The organism is Actinomycetospora sp. C-140 (assembly GCF_054796175.1).
This window is the reverse complement of sequence record NZ_JBTWNF010000009.1, coordinates 40,794-56,903: the sequence shown is the minus strand read 5'-3', so window position 1 is coordinate 56,903 and position 16,110 is coordinate 40,794. Positions and strand designations below refer to the sequence as shown.

Genomic DNA, 16,110 nt, shown 5'->3' with positions numbered 1-16,110 from the left:
CCGGCGAGCACACGACCAGCAGCAGGAGGACGACGTGGGACACCTCGAGGTGGAGGACGGCCGGCGGATCTACTTCGAGCACCACGCCGGCACGGAGCAGCCGGTGGTCCTGGTGCACGCGTGGGGTCTCACGGCGCACTCCTGGGACACGGTGGCGCCCGCCCTGGCCGCGGACGGGCACGAGGTCGTGCTGCTCGACTGCCGCGCCTGCGGGCGGTCCGACAAGGACTTCGCCGACGTCTCGATCACCGCGATGGGCGCCGACGTCGCGCGGCTGTGCGAGCACCTCGGCCTGCAACGCCCGGTGGTCAACGGGTGGTCGCTCGGCGGGGCGGTGGCCGTCGACGCCGTCGCGCGGCTGGGCTCCGCGGCGGGCGGGCTCGTCCTCACCGGCGGCGCGACCCCGCGCTACACCGCCGCGCCGGACTGGCCGCACGGCGGCACCCCCGACGACGTCGAGGCCGTCCTGGCGGGTGCCGCCGCCGACCGCGCGACGACCTTCAAGGGCGTCTCCCAGGCGGTGTGCGCGGTGCCCGTGAGCAGCGACGTCGTCGACTGGATGTGGGGCATGTTCCTGGAGAACGGCCCGCGCGCGGACGACTCCCTGCGCGACCTCGCGACGATCGACCAGCGCAAGACGATCGGCACGCTCGAGGTCCCGGTCCTCGCCCTGCACGGCCGCAGCGACGGCTTCGTCGCGTTCTCCGGCGTCGATGCCGCCATCGATCTCTACCCCGACGCGCGCCTCGTCGCGTTCGACGGCGTCGGGCACGCCCCGCACCTCGAGGACCGCGACACCTACCTCACCGAGCTGCGGACGTTCCTCTCGGCCACGGGTGGGAAGACGGCCCGGTGACGGTGACCGGGGGGTGGCTGGTCACCGGGGGCACCCGGGGCATCGGGCGGGCGGTCGTCGACCAGGTCGCGAAGGGCGGCGGGGCCGTCGCCGTCCTGGCCCGCACGCCCGCCGACGTGCCCTACGCGTCCGACCGCGTCCTGGAGATCCCCACCGACGTCACCGACACCGCGGCGGTGGCCGGGGCGGTGGAGCGGGCCCGGGAGCACCTGGGCGGCGTGGACGTCGTGGTCAATTGCGCCGGGGTCCACCGCGGCGGGCGCATCGCCGACCTCGCCCGGCGCCGGTGGGACGAGGTGCTCAGCACCAACCTCACCGGCGCCTACGAGGTCTGCCACGCCGCGGTGCCGCACCTCGCGGACGGTGCCGCCGTCGTCAACGTCGGGGCCGTCGTCGGCTTCCGCGGCTTCCCCGGCGACAGCGCCTACGCCGCGGCGAAGGCGGGGCTGGCGGGGCTGACCCGGTCGCTCGCGGTGGAGCTCGCGCCGGCGGGGGTGCGGGTGAACCTCGTCGTCCCGGGCTTCGTCGACACGGCGATGACCGCGGGCCTGTCCACGTCGGCCCGCCGGCGCATCGTCGCCGCCATCCCCTCCGGGCGGACCGGCAGCGCCGAGGAGATCGCCGACGTCGTGGTGTGCGTGGCCGGCGCGACCTACATGACCGGCGCGGTGGTGCCGGTCGACGGCGGGCTGATGGCGACGTTCGGGGGGACGGGGTGAGCCTTGTCGAGACCCACAACCGTGACGACGCCGTGACGTTCCGTCGCGCCGACGTGGTTCCTAGCGTCCGACCCATGAGCACCGACGCCGCCGCGCGCACGAAGGAAGAGGCCAACAAGGCCGTGGTCACCGAGTTCATGGAGGTGTTCTCCCGCGGCGACGTCGACGCGATCCTCGGGTTCCTCACCGACGACGCGACGTGGTGGGTCGCGGGCACGATCGAGGGGATCTCCGGCGAGAAGGACAAGGCGGCCTTCGGCGAGATGCTCGCCGGCCTCTCGACGCTCTCGACGACCGGCGCCATCGGTCTCACCCCGAAGGCCCTGACCGCCGAGGGCGACCGCGTCGCGGCGGAGACCGAGTCGTACGCCGAGCTGACGAACGGCCGCGTCTACAACAACCTCTACCACTTCGTCTTCGAGCTCTCCGACGGGCGCATCCGCCGCGTCAAGGAGTACCTCGACACCGAGCACACCCGCGCCATCTTCCTGGGCTGACCCGCCCCTTCTCCTCGACCCGGAGGTACATCCATGGACGTCGGCGTCCTTCTCGTCTTCCAGAACTGGTTCTCGGACAAGACCGACGACGAGGTGTTCGTGCAGGACACCGAGCTCGGGGTGCTCGCCGAGCGGTACGGGTTCGACTCGGTGTGGGCGGCGGAGCACCACTTCGACGACTACTCGATGTGCCCGGACAACCTGCAGCTCATGAGCTACCTCGCCGGGCGCACCGAGCGGATCAAGCTCGGCACCGGGGCGGTGATCCTGCCGTGGAACGACCCGCTGCGGGTGATCGAGAAGGTGATCATGCTCGACCACCTCTCGGGCGGGCGGACGCTGTTCGGCATGGGCCGCGGCCTGGCCAAGATGGAGTACGAGGCCTTCCGCACCGACATGGGCGAGGCCCGCGGCCGCTTCGACGAGGCCGCGCCGATGATCATCAAGGGGCTGGCCGAGGGCCTCGTCGACCACGACGGCACCCACTACCACCAGCCGCGCACCGCGGTCCGTCCCGGACCGAGCCGCTCGCTCGACGGCCGCCTGTTCGGCGTCGCGATGTCGCCGGACTCGATCCCGGCGATCGCCTCGCTCCCCGTGCAGATGATGACCTTCATGCAGTACGACATCGGCACCCACGCCGAGGCGATCAACCGCTGGCGGGGCCTGCACCGCGAGCACCACGGCACGGAGCCCGGCCCGCCGCTGCTGCAGGACTTCACCTTCTGCCACGAGGACCCGGACGAGGCGAAGGCCGTCGCGCACGAGTACATCTCGCGGTACTTCCTGTCGGTGATCAAGCACTACGACTTCGCCGGCTCGCACTGGCGCGAGACGCCGGGCTACGAGGCCTACCAGGTCGGCGCGGACATGATCCGCGAGGCCGGCATGGAGACGGCGGCGAGCGCGTACGTGGACGCCAACGTCTACGGCACGCCCGAGCAGATCATCGGGAAGTACGAGGAGCGCCGCGACGCCGTCGGCGACTTCATGGCGAACCTGGCGTTCTCGTACGCGGGCCTGCCCTACGAGAAGGTGCACGCGAGCATGAAGCTCTTCGGCGAGAAGGTCGTGCCGGAACTGCACAAGATGCGCACCAAGACGCCGGCAGGGGTGTGACCCCTCCCGTTCGACGCGTCCCGCAGGGCAGACTCGGGCTGCGGGCGCGTCGACGGGGAGGCGGTACCGGGATGACTGCTCTCGCTGCCGCACGCCCGGAGCCGCCCGGCGGCACCCCGCGCGAGCGGGAGGTGATCGCCGCCTTCGCCGAGATCACCACCGAGGCGATCACCGCGACCCGCCTCGAGGACCTGCTCGCCCTCGTCGGCCAGAAGCTCTGCCACCTGCTCGGCGTGAGCCGCTGCTCGGTCTACCTGCGCCAGGACGACGACCGCTTCCGCGGCGCGGCGGGCTGGTGCGGCGACGACGGCAACATCAGCGCGGCGGTGCAGGCGCAGGAGGCGGGGATCCCGGGCGACGCCTTCAGCCGGGAGGTGATCCGCAGCGGCGCCCCGGTGCTGATCAGCGACGTCCGCAACGACCCCCGCCCGCACCGGCGCACGATGGAGCACTGGGGCGTGCGGGCCATGCTCGGCGTGCCGCTGGTGTTCGACGGCGACGTCATCGGGCTGATCTTCGTCGACAACGTCGCACGCGAGCACACCTACACCGACGACGAGATCTCCCTCGGCGAGCTGTTCGGCGGGCTCGCCGCCCTCGTGATCACCCAGGCGCTGCAGGCCTCGCGCCTCGCCGCGCAGGCCGACGAGCTCGACCGGCAGAAGCGCACGCTCGAGTACCTCGCCGACGTCCACGCCAAGCTCACCGGCGCGGTGCTGGAGGGCGCGGGCCTCCGCGAGGTGGTCGGGCTGCTCAGCGACCTCGCCGGATCGCCGGTCGCGCTGTTCGACGAGGACCTCGCGCTGCTGACCTGGACCGCGCCCGCCCGCCTGCGGGCCGCCGAGCCGCCCGCGCTCGGGGAGCGGGCCCGGGCCCGGCCCGCGCTGCGCGCGACCCTCGACGGGCTGTCGGCGGCGCGCCCGAGCACCGTCGTCGAGCCGTCCTCGGCGTCCGGGCTGGGCCGGCGCCACCTGGTCTGCCGGCTGATCGTCGAGGGCCGCCCCAGCGGCTACCTCACGGTCGTCGAGGCGGGGCGCCCGCTGTCCGACCTCGACACCAAGCTCGCCGAGCGCGGCGCCGCCGTCCTGGCGCTCCAGGTCCTCTCCGAGCGCCGCCAGATCGAGGCCGAGGGCCAGGCCCGCGACGACTTCCTCTCCGACCTGCTCCACCACCACCGCGACGTCACCCAGCTCGCCCGCCGCGGGGTGCCCTTCGGCGTCGACCTCGCCGAGCCCCATGTCCTCGTGCGCCTGGCCGTCGAGAGCGGTGACGCCGACCTGCACGCCTCGGTGGCCCGCCGGCACATCGTCGCCGGCCTCGCCGCGCGTCTCGGCACCGACGAGCCGCCCGCCACGACCCTGCCCGGCGCGGTGGTGCTGCTCGTGCGGCTGGCCGGAGCCGCGGGTCCCGACGAGGTGCGCGACCACGTCGCCGCCGTCGCGGACGCCCTCGCGCCGCGGGTGCGCGTGCGCGGCGCCGTGGTCTCGGCGGTCTGCCGCGAGCCCGAGGACTTCCCCCGCGCCCACCGCGAGCTGCGGGAGGTCGAGGAGCTCGCCCGCTCGTTCGGGCGCTCGCGCGGCGTGCTCACCGTCGACGAGCTCGGGCTGTTCCGCGTCGTCGTCTCGAGCGGGCGCGTGAAGGAGGCCGTGCGGTTCGCCGACGAGCTCGTCCGGCCCGTCCGCGAGCACGACGGGCCCGACGGCGCGCTGCTGGCGACCTGGCGCGCCTTCGTCGACGCCGAGGCGCGCGTGCAGCGCACGGCGGCCTGCCTCGGCGTCCACGAGAACACCGTGCGCTACCGCCTCGGGCGCATCCGGGAGATCACCGGCCGCGACCCGGTCGCCATGGACACGCTCCTGTCCGCCCGCGTCGCGTTCCAGGTCCTCGAGATGGCCGGGTGGTTCGACGGCGCGGTGTGATCAGGCCCGGTGATCAGGGCCGGCCGGCGGCCAGGGCGACAGGCCCGAGCGCGGTCGGGGGGAGGTCGCCGTAGACGCGCCACACGTCGTCGGACGGGGACCAGCCGACGTCCGGGTCCTCGGCGGCCGCCGTCAGGAGCGGGTGCGGGCGGTGGTGGGGCCGGCCGTCACGGGTGGAGACCGTCAGCCAGCCGCGCCCGAGGGAATCGAGCAGGGCGTCGACGGCGGCGTCGCGCTCGGCCAGGGGCATCGGTCCGAAGTCGTTGCAGTACAGCAGCGCGAGCCGGCGCAGCAGGTCGCGGCCGAGGGGGAACGGGACCTGCAGGCGGTCCCAGTCGATCGCCGCCCGCAGCAGCGCGACCGTGGGGACCCGCCGGTACTCCGGGAGCAGCTGGGCCCGGGCGCGCGCCATCCGGAGGGTGAGGTGGTCGCGAGGCGCGGGGCTGGCGGGGCTGTCGGGGTCCGGGTCGACCGGCACTCCGTGGTCGGCGAGGGCCTCCCGCGCCGGCTCCGGGAGCGCACCGGACCCGACGACCGCCCGCCGCGCGGTCACGAGCAGCCGGACGCCGTCGGGCACGGTCGCGAGGAAGCCGTGGTCGATCCGGGCGAGCAGGGCCTGGTGCGCGTCGTCGAGCCAGAGCACGACGCCGTCGCAGTGTCCGACCCACGTCGTGGCCTCGTCGACCAGCCGGCGCGGGTCGCACCGGACGGCCTCGGGGAATCGCACGACCCGGGGGTCGGGGAGCCGGCAGCGCGCCGCGTGCACCAGCGCCCGGCTCGTCCCGGCGAGCCGCGGCCCGTGGGCCACGACGAGGGGACCGCGGTCGACCCTCGCGGCCAGGTCGGCGTCGGCGGGGCGGGGGACGTAGCCCGGCGTGCCCCGGTCGCCCTCGTGCACGCCGAGGGCCACGGCGGCGGCCTCCGCGACGCGCGGCGGGCGCCGCCGCCATCCGCGCCGGAGCAGCGGTCGCTGGCTGGTGCTCGTCATCGAGGGCGACCCTACGTGACATGTCGCATGCACACCGTGACTGTCACGCGGTGGTGCGGGGCGGAGACCGGGGGCGGGCCCGCTCTCGCGGGGCACCCGGCGACCACGGCCGAGCGCGACGTGCTCCGGCCGAACCCGTCAGTGGATCGGGACGGCGGGGAGCTCGTCGGCGGTCCCGCCGCGTTCGAGCAACCGGCGCTCGACGGCGCGGGCGATGCCGTTCGCGGTGGCCTGGAGGGCCGGGACGAGGCGGGCGGTGGAGAGCTGGGCGGCCGGGAGCGTCGTCGACACCGCAGCTGAGACGGTGCCGTCGGCGGCGACGATCGGGACGGCCACGCTGCCGAAGCCGACCTTGGTCTCCTCGATCTCGACGGCGAACCCGGCCTTGCGGATCTCGACGAGCTGGGTGCGGAGGGCGTCGGTCGACGGCGTGCTGCGCGAGGTCGGGCGGGCGACGCCGGTCCGGGCGAGGCCGGCGACGACGGTCTCGCCCTCCGGACGGGTGGCGAGCAGGACCTTGCCGGTGGCCGTGCACGTCGCCGGGAGGCGGCCGCCGACCTCGGAGTGGGTGAGGATGTTGGCCTCGCCGGCGACCTTCTCGACGTAGAGGACGTGCGAGCCCTCGAGGACGGCGAGGTGCACGGTGGCGCGGGTGGCGGCGAACAGGTCGACCAACAGCGGGCGCGCCACGACGCGCAGCACCGCGGAGATCGGCACGCGCTGGCCGAGCTCGAAGATCTTGAGGCCGAGCTGGTACGAGTCGCCGACGCGCTCCAGCAGTCCCCACTGCACGAGCTCCTGCGCGATCCGGTAGCAGGACGCCTTGGCGACGCCCGAGCGGCGGCTCAGCTCGGTGAGGCGCAGCCGGTAGGCACCCGCCTCGAACGCGCCGAGGATCAGGCGCGCCTTCCCGAGCACCGAGTTGGGGCAGGCGGCGTCCGGCTCCTCGAGCCTGTCCGGCCTGTTCAGGGCGTCCACGGCGGGTGCAGCCATGGGTCCTCCTCACCGTGGTGGTGGCGTCACGCTCGTCCGGTCCGGACGGCACCGTCAAGGCCGTCGAGCGAGCCCAGGAACCGCCGGACCTCGCCGGCGACCTCGGCGGCGTGCCGTTCCATGAGCGCGAGCGTCCCGCCGGGGATCACCGCGCGGGAGACCGACGCCGCGCCGGTGAGCGCGTCGGCCAGGGGATCGAGGGCGGGCAGCGCGAACGGGTCGGCGTCGCCCGTGAGCACCAGCGCCGGTGCCCGGACCTCGGGGGCGCGCCGCTCCATCACGTAGCGCCGGCACGCGAGATGACCTTCGCGCGGGTCGACGCCGGGCGCCAGGGCGTCGCGCACCAGGCGGTCGAGCAGCGGGGAGACCGGCGCGGGGTAGTGGGGCGCCCGCTGGGCCCACCAGGTCGTCAGGTGGAGCCCGTCGTCGTCCCGGTCCGCGTCGTCGACGCCCGGGCCGGTCCGCGGCGCGTTCCGGAAGGCCTCGTCGGCCCACGGCGCGGACGACAGGACGACGGCCTCGACGCGGTCCGGCGCGGCCGCGGCGACCTCGAGGGCCACCGCGGCGCCGGTGTGGTGGCCGAGCACCGTGGCACGGGGGACGGCGAGCGCGTCGAGCAGGTCCAGCGCGCCGCGGGCGTAGTCCTCGATCGTCTGCGGCGCCGGGAGCCCGTGGCTCTGGCCGTAGCCCGGCATGTCCATCGCGATCACGCGGTGGTCGGGGGCGAGCAGCGGCATCAGCTCGCGGAACTCGTCGTGCGAGCGCGGGCACTGGTGCAGCAGGAGGATCACCGGGCTGTCCGCGTCCCGGCCGCCGTCCTCCGCGTAGTGGAGCTGACCGCCGGGGGCGTCGACGTAGGCGAAGCGCGCTCCCATCGGCCCAGCGTGGTGGGCCCAACGCGCGCCGACGACGGGTCGGTCCGCTGAGCGGACCGGTTCGCCAGGTGGACCGCCACGTTGTCCCGTGTGCGGCCGGACGCGGACGGTGCCGGTCGGGGAGGTGGTGCGGTGCCGGGGACGGACGAGGTGGCCGACGGGGTGATCACGCCGCTCGCGGCGCTGGCGCGGCGCGCCGCGCGCGACCCGGACGCCGAGCTCGTCCGCTTCGCCGACGGCGCACGGATCGGGGTCGGCGAGGTCGCGGCCGGAGCGCGGGGGCTGGCCGAGCGCCTCGCCGGCCTCGTCCCCCGGGGGTCGGCCGTCGCGACGTGCCTGGCGCCGGGCCCGGCGGCCGTGGAGACGATCTTCGCATTGGCCGTGCTGGGCGCGGTCGAGGTGCCGGTCGCCGCCGACCTCCCGGCGCCGTCGGTGCGGGCGCTCCTCGCGACGACGGGAGCGTCCGTCGCGCTGGTGGACCCGCGGACGGACCCCGAGCGGATCGCCGTGCTGCGCGAGGTGGGGCCGGTCCTCGTCGTGGGGGACGCAGTGGGGAACGCGGCGGCGTCGCGCCACGTCCTGGACGAACCCCGGCGCCCGGTCGACCGACCCGCCCCCGAGCCCGGCGACCCCCTCGCCGTCATGAGCACGTCCGGCACGACCGGGCGGGCGAAGGCCGCGGTGCTGCCGCACTTCGCGGCGCTGCGCCAGGCGTGGACGGTCAGTGCGGCGATGGGCTACGGGCCGGGCGACGTGCTGTTCAACGTCTTCCCGTGGCACCACATCAACGTGCGCCACGCGGGCCTGCTCCCTGCGCTGCTCTCGGGCGCGACGCTCGTCGCGCACCCGCGGTTCACGGCCTCGGGGTTCTGGGCGATCTGCCGCGCGGAGGGCGTGACGGCCTTCAACTTCATGGGCGCGATGCTGGCGATCCTGGAGCGCCGGGCGCCGGCTCCCGACGACGAGGTCCACGCCGTCCGCCGCGCCTACGGCGCCCCGGCCCCACCGGACCTGGCCGCCCGGTTCCGCGACCGCTTCGGTGTCCTCGCCCTCGAGGCCTACGCCTGCACCGAGCTCGCCGACGTCGCGATCAGCACGCCGCGCCACCGGCGTCCGGGCACCGCCGGGCGGGTCGTGCCCGAGTACGAGGTGGCGATCCTCGACGACGCGGGCCGTCCGGTGCCCGCGGGCGAGGTCGGGCAGATCGCCGCGCGACCACGGGCCGCGCACGTCGCGTTCCTCGGGTACGCGGGCGAGGCCCCGTTCCCGGCCGGCGGCTGGTTCACCACCGGCGACCGCGGTCGCGTCGACGCCGACGGCTACCTGGCGTTCGCCGGGCGCCGCGCGGACGTCGTGCGCCGGCGCGGGGAGAACGTCGCGGCGTGGGACGTCGAGGAGGCCGTGCGCGCGATGCCCGGCGTCGTCGACGTCGCGGTGGTCGGTGTCGACGCCGAGCTCACCGAGCAGGAGGTCCTGGCCGCCGTCGTGACCGACGACCCCGGCGTGACGGCCGGGGCGGTGCGGGCCTGGTGCGCCGGACGCCTGCCCCGGCACGCCGTGCCGCGCTACGTGCGCCTGCTCGCGGAGCTGCCGCGGACCGCGAGCGGGAAGGTCCGCAAGCCGGCGCTCGCCGCGGACGGCGTCACCGCGGACACGTGGGACGGCGAGGTGGACCGGTGCGCGTCCTCGACCTGACCGACGCCCTCGGAGCGGCGGGCGCCCGGGCGCTCGTCGGGATCGGCGCGGACGTGCTGCGCGTCGACCCCGGCGACGACGATCACGCCGCGCGGATCCACTGGCATGCCGGCAAGCGGTGGGTCCGTGCGGCCGACCTCGACGACCTCGCCCGGCAGGCGGACGTGGTGCTGGAGAGCGGGCCGCTCGTCGCCCTGCGCGGTGTGACGCCCGAGGGCGCCTCGCGCTGGCCCGACGCCGTGCACGTCGTCGTCACGCCGTTCGGGCTCACCGGCCCGCGGCGGCACTGGCGCGGCGACGACCTCGTGCTCGCGTCGGCGGGGGGCATGACCTGGCTGGGCGGGCGCCCCGACGGGCCGCCCACCCCGCCGCCGTTCGAGGCCGCGCTCGGCCTGGCCGGGGTGCACGGGGCGATCGCGGCGCTGCTCGGGGTGCTCGCCGGCGGCGGCCAGCTGATCGACGTCTCCGCGCAGGAGGCCGTCGCTGCGACGCTCGAGACGGGCGCGATCACGTGGATCCACGCGGGACGGGTCCCGGGGCGCACCGGCGGGGTCTACGAGCACGTCGCCCACCGCGTCTTCCCGGCGTCCGACGGGTCCGTCGCCGGCGGCTGGTCGGGCAGCGAGCGGATGTGGACCGACCTGCTCGCGTGGCTCGTCGAGGTCGGCGAGGCCGAGGACCTCACCGACCCCCGCTTCGCCGACCCTGTCACGCGATGGCAGGAACGCCCGCACGTCGACGCCGTCGTCGCGCGGTTCGCCGCCCGGCGCCCGGCCGCCGCGATCGCCGCCGAGGGCCGCCGGCGGTCGCTGCCCTGGGCCGAGGTGGCCGCCCCGTCGCGGCTGACCGCCAACCCCCAGCTGCGCGAGCGCGGGTTCTTCCGCGACGTCGGCGGCGTCGAGGACGTCGGCGTCGCGTGGACTCCCGATCCCGCCCCGAGCGTCGCCCCGATCGAGGAGACGACGCGGCCGTGGCGCAGCGCGCGGCGAGCGGCACGCCCCCGACGCGGGCGCCCCCTCGACGACGTCCGCGTCCTCGACCTCACGTGGGTGCTCGCCGGCCCGTACGCGACGCGGCAGCTCGCCGAGCACGGCGCGGACGTCATCAAGATCGAGTCGTGGCACCGGCAGGACCCCACCCGGTTCTCGCCCGGCATGCGCCTGCGTCCCGGCGCGGGCCCGGACGACAGCGGCTACTTCCTCAACGTCAACCGCGGCAAGCGCAGCGTTGCGCTGAACCTGCGCACCGACCGGGGCGCCGAGCTGCTGCGCCGGCTCGTGCCGCACTGCGACGTCGTGATCGAGAACTTCAGCCCGGGCACGCTCGCGCGCTGGGGCCTCGACCCCGACGGCCTGCAGGCCCTGAGGCCGGGCGTCGTCCTCGTGTCGATGGCCGGGCTCGGCGCGACCGGCCCGTGGCGCGACGCGGTGACCTTCGCCGACACCCTCGCGGCGATGGCCGGGCACACGCACGCCACGGCCGAACCGGGCGGGCCGCCCCAGGGCCTCACGTTCGGGCTCGGCGACATGATCGCGGCGAACGCGGCGGTGCTCGCGACGCTGACGATGCTCGCCGAGGGCCGTGGCGGGCACGTGGACCTGTCCCAGCTCGAGGCCATGGCCGCCGCGGTCGGGCCGTCGGTGGTGCGGTCCGCGCTCGGCGAGGAGGCGCCGGCGGGGTGCGGCGACGTGCTCCCCGCCGCCGGCGACGACCGCTGGGTCGCGGTGTCGGCGACCGACGACGACCAGCGGCGGGCCCTGCACGCGCTGATCGGCGACCGGGACCTCGCCGCCTGGACCGCCGCGCGCGACGCCGCCGAGGCCGCGGCCGCGCTGCAGGGGGCCGGGGTCCCGGCCGCCGTCGTCGCCACCGGCCGCGACCTCGTCGACTTCGACGAGCACCTCGCCGCCCGCGGCTTCTACCCGATCCTGGAGCACCCGATCGCCGGGCCGGTGCGCCACGAGGGCGTCGTCGCCCGCCTGGCGCGGACGCCCGCCGAGCCGGCGACGTCCGCGCCGTTGCTCGGGCAGCACACCGCCGAGGTGCTCGGTGAGCTGCTCGGCCTCGGCGCCGACGAGCTCGCCGCGCTCGAGGCCGAGGGAGTGACCGAGTGAGCGTCCTGCAGGTCAGCCACGAGCACGCCGTCGCCACGGTGCGCATCGACCGCCCGCCCGCCAACGCCGTCGACCCCGCGATGATCGAGGAGTTCCTCGCCGTCCTCCCGCCGCTGGCCGCCGATCCCGCGGTGCGCGCGATCGTGGTCACCGGCACCGGGCGCTTCTTCGTCGCGGGCGCCGACATCGCCGTGATGCGCGACCTCTCGGCCGGCACGCAGGACCGGATGCGCCGGTGGATCGAGGTCCAGCGGCTGATCGAGCGCGCGCCCAAGCCCGTGATCGCCGGGATGAACGGCCACGCCCTCGGGGGCGGCGCCGAGCTCGCGCTGGCCTGCGACCTCCGGCTGCTCGCCGACACCGCGACGTTCGGCTTCCCCGAGATCGCGCTGGGCCTGTTCCCCGGTGCCGGCGGCAGCCAGCGGCTGCCGCGCCTGGTGGGTCCGCACGTCGCGACGAAGCTGATGATCTCCGGCGAGCGGCTGCCGGCGGCGCGGGCGCTCACGCTGGGGCTGGTCGACGACGTCCTCCCGGCGGACGGGTTCGACGCCGCACTCGCGGACGAGGCGGCCAGGTGGGCCGAGAAGCCGACCGCCGCGATCGGTCTGCTCAAACGGGTCGTCGACGACGGCTGGGGGCGGCCGCTGCCCGAGGCGCTGGCGGTCGAGGCGGCCGGTGTCCGCGCGCTCACCGCCACCGCCGACGCGGCCGAGGGGCTGCAGGCGTTCCTGGACCGCCGGGAGCCGCGCTTCCACGGCCGCTGACCCCGCCGCGCGGTCCGGTGAGCGGACCGGTGCCGTGGGAGGGGGTGGCGCCCGGTGCTGCACTGGCGGGGGCAGTCGCGGGGACGGAGCACGGGCACATGACGGTGCACAGCAGGACCGGGCAGGGCAGGGCCGAGGCCGAGCGGGCCGCGAAGCGGCCGGTCCGCCGCCACCGCGCGGGCAAGCTGCCGGGACGCCAGGACTGGTCGACCTGGCCGCACTACCAGGCGGCCGCCGCCGGGTTCCGCGGCTACTGGTACCCCGTCTGCTACTCATCGCAGCTCACCGGGAAGCCGAAGCAGGTCACGCTGCTCGGCGAGAAGATCGTCCTGATCCGCGACGCCGGCACCGCGTACGCGCTCGTCGACCGCTGCCCCCACCGCGGGGTCCCGCTGTCCGAGGGCTCGCAGCAGTTCCCCGGCACGATCTCCTGCCCGTACCACGGGTGGACGTTCGACCTGGCCTCCGGCGACCTCGTCGCGGCGATCACCGACGGCCCGCAGAGCCCGATCTGCGGCAAGGTCACGCAGCCCACCTACGAGGTCGCGGAGCGGCTCGGGATGGTGTGGGTGTTCGTCGGCGACGGCGAGGAGCCGCCGCCGATCGACGAGCAGCTGCCCGAGGAGCTGGTCCACAACGAGGCCGTGCTCGGCTCGCGGATGCAGCCGCGCGAGGGCAACTGGCGCTTCGCCTGCGAGAACGGCTACGACGAGGGCCACGCGAAGTACCTGCACCGGACGTCGCTGTGGCGGCTGTTCAAGTCGATGCCGGTGTGGAACGAGACGCGGATCGTGCGCCGCGGCCGCTGGATCTACCGCGTGCAGGAGAAGCAGCACTGGACCGCGGACTTCCCCGGGCTCGGGCGCTGGGACTCGCAGGCGTGGTGGAAGCTCAAGCCGCCGACGACCACCGGGAACATCGGCAACACCGGCAGCCACCGCGAGGTCGACCCGGTGATCGCCGCGCAGGAGTTCCCCGGCTTCGCGTCGGTGAGCATGCCCGGCGTCCTGCGCATCGCGTACCCGAGCTTCATCCACTACGAGTTCTACGTGCCGGTCGACGCCGGGAACCACCTCTACGTCGGCGTCATGGCCGACTTCCGCAAGGGCACGGCGGCGCTGCCGTTCTACGTCAAGTACCTGACCTTCGTCCGGTGGCTCTTCCACGGGCAGTTCTCGGCGCAGGACAAGTGGATGGTCGAGCTGACCGACGCCCCTCCCGAGCGGCTCTACCGCCCCGACGACTCGCTGCTGCGCTGGCGCAAGCTCGCCGAGGAGATCACCTCGGCACGGCACGCGCGCCTGCGCGAGGAGGGGATCGAGCCCGTGGGACCGACACCGTGAGCAGCCGCATCGTCCTCGGTGTCGGGGCCTCGCACTCGACGCTGATGAACACCCACTGGGACCAGGTCGTGCACACCGACGGCGCCGAGCGGTTCCGCGACGGCCTGGCCGCCGCGCACGACGCGGTCGTCGCGGCCCGCCCGGACGTCGCGGTCATCGTCGGGTCGAACCACTTCCGCGGGTTCTGGCTCGACATGATCCCGGCGTTCACGCTGGGGGTCGGCGAGGTGCTCGGCGCGGGGGAGGCGGGCACGCCGAAGGGCCCGCAGCGCACCCGGCCCGACCTCGCGCAGGCCCTGGCCGAGGAGCTGGTCGACCGGGGCACCGAGGTCGCCCTCTCGGCGCGCCTGCAGATCGACCACGGCCAGACCCACGCGATCCAGTACCTGCTGCGCGACCTCGCGGTGCCGGTGATCCCGCTGGTGGTCAACGTGTTCGCCGCGCCGCTGCCGCGCGTCGACCGGTGCACCGCGCTCGGGCGCAACCTCGCCGACGCGGTCGCGACCCTGCCCGGCGACCTGCGCGTCGCCGTCATCGCCTCGGGCGGGCTGTCGCACCGGCTGCCGTGGCCGTCGGACTGGCGGGACCCGCACGGCGAGGACGAGGAGTTCCTCGTGCAGGCCTGGCTCAACGGCCGCGGCGACTGGGAGTCCTACGACGGGCGCCGCCGCCAGATCATCACCGCCGCCCGGCCCGCGATCGCCGAGGAGTTCGACGAGGCGTTCCTCGCCGACCTCGAGCGCGGGGCGCTCGCGACCTACGGGATGTGGACGTCGGCCGACATCGAGCGGGCCGCGGGCAACGGGGGCCAGGAGCTGCGGACGTGGCTGACGATGGCCGCGGCGCTGGACTTCGCGCCCGGCCGGTCGCTGGCCTACGCGGCGATGCCGGAGTGGCTGACGGGGATGGGCGTCGCCCTCATCGAGCCCGGGACCGCGCCGTGAACGGCGTCCTGGAGAAGATCCTCGCCGAGGTCACCGAGGACCGCCTGCGCGCCGCCGCGCACGCCGTCACCGCGATCCCGAGCCCGACCGGCCGCGAGGCCCCGCTGGCCCGGCTGCTCGCCGACCGGATGGGCGCCGCTGGACTCGCCGCGACGACCGTCCCGATCGACGAGCAGCAGGCGAGCGCCGCCGGGCGCCTCCGCGGTGCGGGGACCGGTGACGACGTCATGCTCTACGCCCCGATCGACACGCTGACCACGGGCGAGGAGGCGATCGACGTCCCGTGGATCGGCCCGTCGCTGCGCCCGGACATGCGCCCCGAGCCGCGCGACGAGGGCCCGTACGTCTCCGGGCTCGGTGCGAGCAACCCGAAGGGCCACGCCGCGTGCCTGCTCGTGCTGGCCGAGGCGTTCGGAGCCGTGGGTCCCGGGCTGGGCGGCGACCTGGTCGTCGCGTTCGGGGCCGGCGGGATGCCGACCAACGCCGTCGAGGCCCCGGGCTACCCGGCGCGGGCGAACACCGGCCAGGGCGTCGGCGCCTCGTTCCTGCTGGAGCGCGGCTGGTACGCCGACCACGCCGTGATCGCGAAGCCCGGCGACTTCGTGGCCCACGACGAGGTGGGGCTCGCGTGGTTCGAGGTCACCGTGCCCGGGATCCACACCTACGCGGGCAGCCGGCACCGCCTGCCGTACCGCAACCCGATCGTCGTCGCGGGCGAGGTCGCGGGGCGCCTCGAGCAGTGGCTCGCCGACTACCCGGCCCGCCACCGCACCGCGACCGCCGCACCGCAGGGCGTCATCGGCGCGGTCGCCGGCGGGTGGGAGCGGATGCTCGCCGTCACCCCGGCGGTCTGCCGGCTGCGCCTCGACGTCCGCGTCGCGCCGGGGGACACACCGCTGGCGATCAAGAAGGAGCTGGCGGCGTTCCTGGCCGGCATCGACCCGGAGATCGGGCTGGAGATGGTGCTGGCGATCCCGGCGACGGCGACCGACCCCGACACCCCCGTGGTGCGCTCCACGATCGCCGCCTGGGAGGCCACCCACGGCCGCCCGCACGCGCCCGTGCCGGACATGAGCGGCGCGACCGACGCCAACATCCTGCGCGCCCGCGGCATCCCCACCGCGCGCGTCGGGATGCCCAAGGTCGCCGACCCGTCGCTCGACCCCGACCCCGCGCAGGACTTCTCCCGCGGCATGAACACCGTCGACGTCCGCGCCATGCGCCGCCTGTGCGAGGTCCTCGCGCGCACGGCGCTCGACCTGACGAGCTGAGGAGGCTCACGCC

At 75.5% G+C, this 16,110-nt stretch carries 14 protein-coding genes; 11 read left to right on the top strand and 3 right to left on the bottom strand.

The features are described from left to right. Nucleotides 1–34: 34 nt before the first annotated feature. From ACR9E3_RS16310 to ACR9E3_RS16290, 5 genes are all read left to right on the top strand, one after another. On the top strand, nucleotides 35–856 hold the full coding sequence (locus ACR9E3_RS16310) for an alpha/beta fold hydrolase (protein WP_460381346.1): 822 nt from the start codon (nucleotides 35–37) through the stop codon (nucleotides 854–856). Further along, entirely contained in the window at nucleotides 853–1,575 is a 723-nt protein-coding gene (locus ACR9E3_RS16305; RefSeq protein ID WP_460381345.1) for an SDR family NAD(P)-dependent oxidoreductase, read from the top strand. The genes ACR9E3_RS16310 and ACR9E3_RS16305 overlap by 4 nt, the downstream gene beginning before the upstream one ends. Nucleotides 1,576–1,649: 74 nt before the next feature. After that, entirely contained in the window at nucleotides 1,650–2,072 is a 423-nt protein-coding gene (locus ACR9E3_RS16300) for a nuclear transport factor 2 family protein (RefSeq protein ID WP_460381344.1), read from the top strand. A gap of 33 nt (nucleotides 2,073–2,105) precedes the next feature. Then, nucleotides 2,106–3,191 carry an LLM class flavin-dependent oxidoreductase gene (locus tag ACR9E3_RS16295; protein ID WP_460381343.1) on the top strand — a complete coding sequence of 362 codons (1,086 nt, stop codon included), beginning with the start codon at nucleotides 2,106–2,108 and terminating at the stop codon, nucleotides 3,189–3,191. A gap of 71 nt (nucleotides 3,192–3,262) precedes the next feature. Next, nucleotides 3,263–5,110 carry a GAF domain-containing protein gene (locus ACR9E3_RS16290; RefSeq protein WP_460381342.1) on the top strand — a complete coding sequence of 616 codons (1,848 nt, stop codon included), beginning with the start codon at nucleotides 3,263–3,265 and terminating at the stop codon, nucleotides 5,108–5,110. A gap of 13 nt (nucleotides 5,111–5,123) precedes the next feature. Here ACR9E3_RS16290 and ACR9E3_RS16285 read toward each other — a convergent pair whose 3' ends face one another. The 3 genes from ACR9E3_RS16285 to ACR9E3_RS16275 all read right to left on the bottom strand — a co-directional run bounded on the left by ACR9E3_RS16285 (nucleotide 5,124) and on the right by ACR9E3_RS16275 (nucleotide 7,966). Beyond that, nucleotides 5,124–6,098 carry a hypothetical protein gene (locus tag ACR9E3_RS16285; protein ID WP_460381341.1) on the bottom strand — a complete coding sequence of 325 codons (975 nt, stop codon included), beginning with the start codon at nucleotides 6,096–6,098 and terminating at the stop codon, nucleotides 5,124–5,126. Nucleotides 6,099–6,236: 138 nt separating this feature from the next. Further along, the gene (locus ACR9E3_RS16280; RefSeq protein WP_460381340.1) at nucleotides 6,237–7,091 is read right to left on the bottom strand and encodes an IclR family transcriptional regulator; all 855 of its coding nucleotides are present in this window, start codon (nucleotides 7,089–7,091) and stop codon (nucleotides 6,237–6,239) included. 26 nt (nucleotides 7,092–7,117) lie between these two features. Next, complete coding sequence (locus ACR9E3_RS16275) at nucleotides 7,118–7,966, bottom strand: alpha/beta fold hydrolase (protein ID WP_460381339.1); 849 nt, start codon at nucleotides 7,964–7,966, stop codon at nucleotides 7,118–7,120. A 132-nt stretch (nucleotides 7,967–8,098) separates the two neighbouring features. On the opposite strand from ACR9E3_RS16275, the gene ACR9E3_RS16270 reads away from it, so the two are divergent. The 6 genes from ACR9E3_RS16270 (at nucleotide 8,099) to ACR9E3_RS16245 (ending at nucleotide 16,097) form a co-directional block, all read left to right on the top strand. Beyond that, complete coding sequence (locus ACR9E3_RS16270) at nucleotides 8,099–9,661, top strand: AMP-binding protein (protein WP_460381338.1); 1,563 nt, start codon at nucleotides 8,099–8,101, stop codon at nucleotides 9,659–9,661. Then, nucleotides 9,643–11,775: a CaiB/BaiF CoA-transferase family protein gene (locus ACR9E3_RS16265; protein WP_460381337.1), complete on the top strand. Its 2,133-nt coding sequence runs from the start codon at nucleotides 9,643–9,645 to the stop codon at nucleotides 11,773–11,775. The genes ACR9E3_RS16270 and ACR9E3_RS16265 overlap by 19 nt, the downstream gene beginning before the upstream one ends. Next, nucleotides 11,772–12,539 carry an enoyl-CoA hydratase/isomerase family protein gene (locus ACR9E3_RS16260; RefSeq protein WP_460381336.1) on the top strand — a complete coding sequence of 256 codons (768 nt, stop codon included), beginning with the start codon at nucleotides 11,772–11,774 and terminating at the stop codon, nucleotides 12,537–12,539. Before ACR9E3_RS16265 ends, ACR9E3_RS16260 begins: the two co-directional genes overlap by 4 nt. A 98-nt stretch (nucleotides 12,540–12,637) precedes the next feature. Continuing rightward, entirely contained in the window at nucleotides 12,638–13,882 is a 1,245-nt protein-coding gene (locus tag ACR9E3_RS16255; protein ID WP_460381335.1) for a Rieske 2Fe-2S domain-containing protein, read from the top strand. Next, nucleotides 13,879–14,826: a DODA-type extradiol aromatic ring-opening family dioxygenase gene (locus ACR9E3_RS16250; protein WP_460381334.1), complete on the top strand. Its 948-nt coding sequence runs from the start codon at nucleotides 13,879–13,881 to the stop codon at nucleotides 14,824–14,826. Before ACR9E3_RS16255 ends, ACR9E3_RS16250 begins: the two co-directional genes overlap by 4 nt. Then, on the top strand, nucleotides 14,823–16,097 hold the full coding sequence (locus ACR9E3_RS16245) for a M20 family metallopeptidase (protein ID WP_460381333.1): 1,275 nt from the start codon (nucleotides 14,823–14,825) through the stop codon (nucleotides 16,095–16,097). Before ACR9E3_RS16250 ends, ACR9E3_RS16245 begins: the two co-directional genes overlap by 4 nt. Nucleotides 16,098–16,110: the final 13 nt, after the last annotated feature.

What these genes read in the sequence shown, in the direction of transcription:
- ACR9E3_RS16300 (WP_460381344.1), top strand. Translation starts at nt 1,650, where the DNA reads ATGAGCACCGACGCCGCCGCGCGCACGAAGGAAGAGGCCAACAAGGCC.
- ACR9E3_RS16295 (WP_460381343.1), top strand. Translation starts at nt 2,106, where the DNA reads ATGGACGTCGGCGTCCTTCTCGTCTTCCAGAACTGGTTCTCGGACAAG.
- ACR9E3_RS16290 (WP_460381342.1), top strand. Translation starts at nt 3,263, where the DNA reads ATGACTGCTCTCGCTGCCGCACGCCCGGAGCCGCCCGGCGGCACCCCG.
- ACR9E3_RS16285 (WP_460381341.1), bottom strand. Translation starts at nt 6,098, where the DNA reads ATGACGAGCACCAGCCAGCGACCGCTGCTCCGGCGCGGATGGCGGCGG.
- ACR9E3_RS16280 (WP_460381340.1), bottom strand. Translation starts at nt 7,091, where the DNA reads ATGGCTGCACCCGCCGTGGACGCCCTGAACAGGCCGGACAGGCTCGAG.
- ACR9E3_RS16275 (WP_460381339.1), bottom strand. Translation starts at nt 7,966, where the DNA reads ATGGGAGCGCGCTTCGCCTACGTCGACGCCCCCGGCGGTCAGCTCCAC.
- ACR9E3_RS16255 (WP_460381335.1), top strand. Translation starts at nt 12,638, where the DNA reads ATGACGGTGCACAGCAGGACCGGGCAGGGCAGGGCCGAGGCCGAGCGG.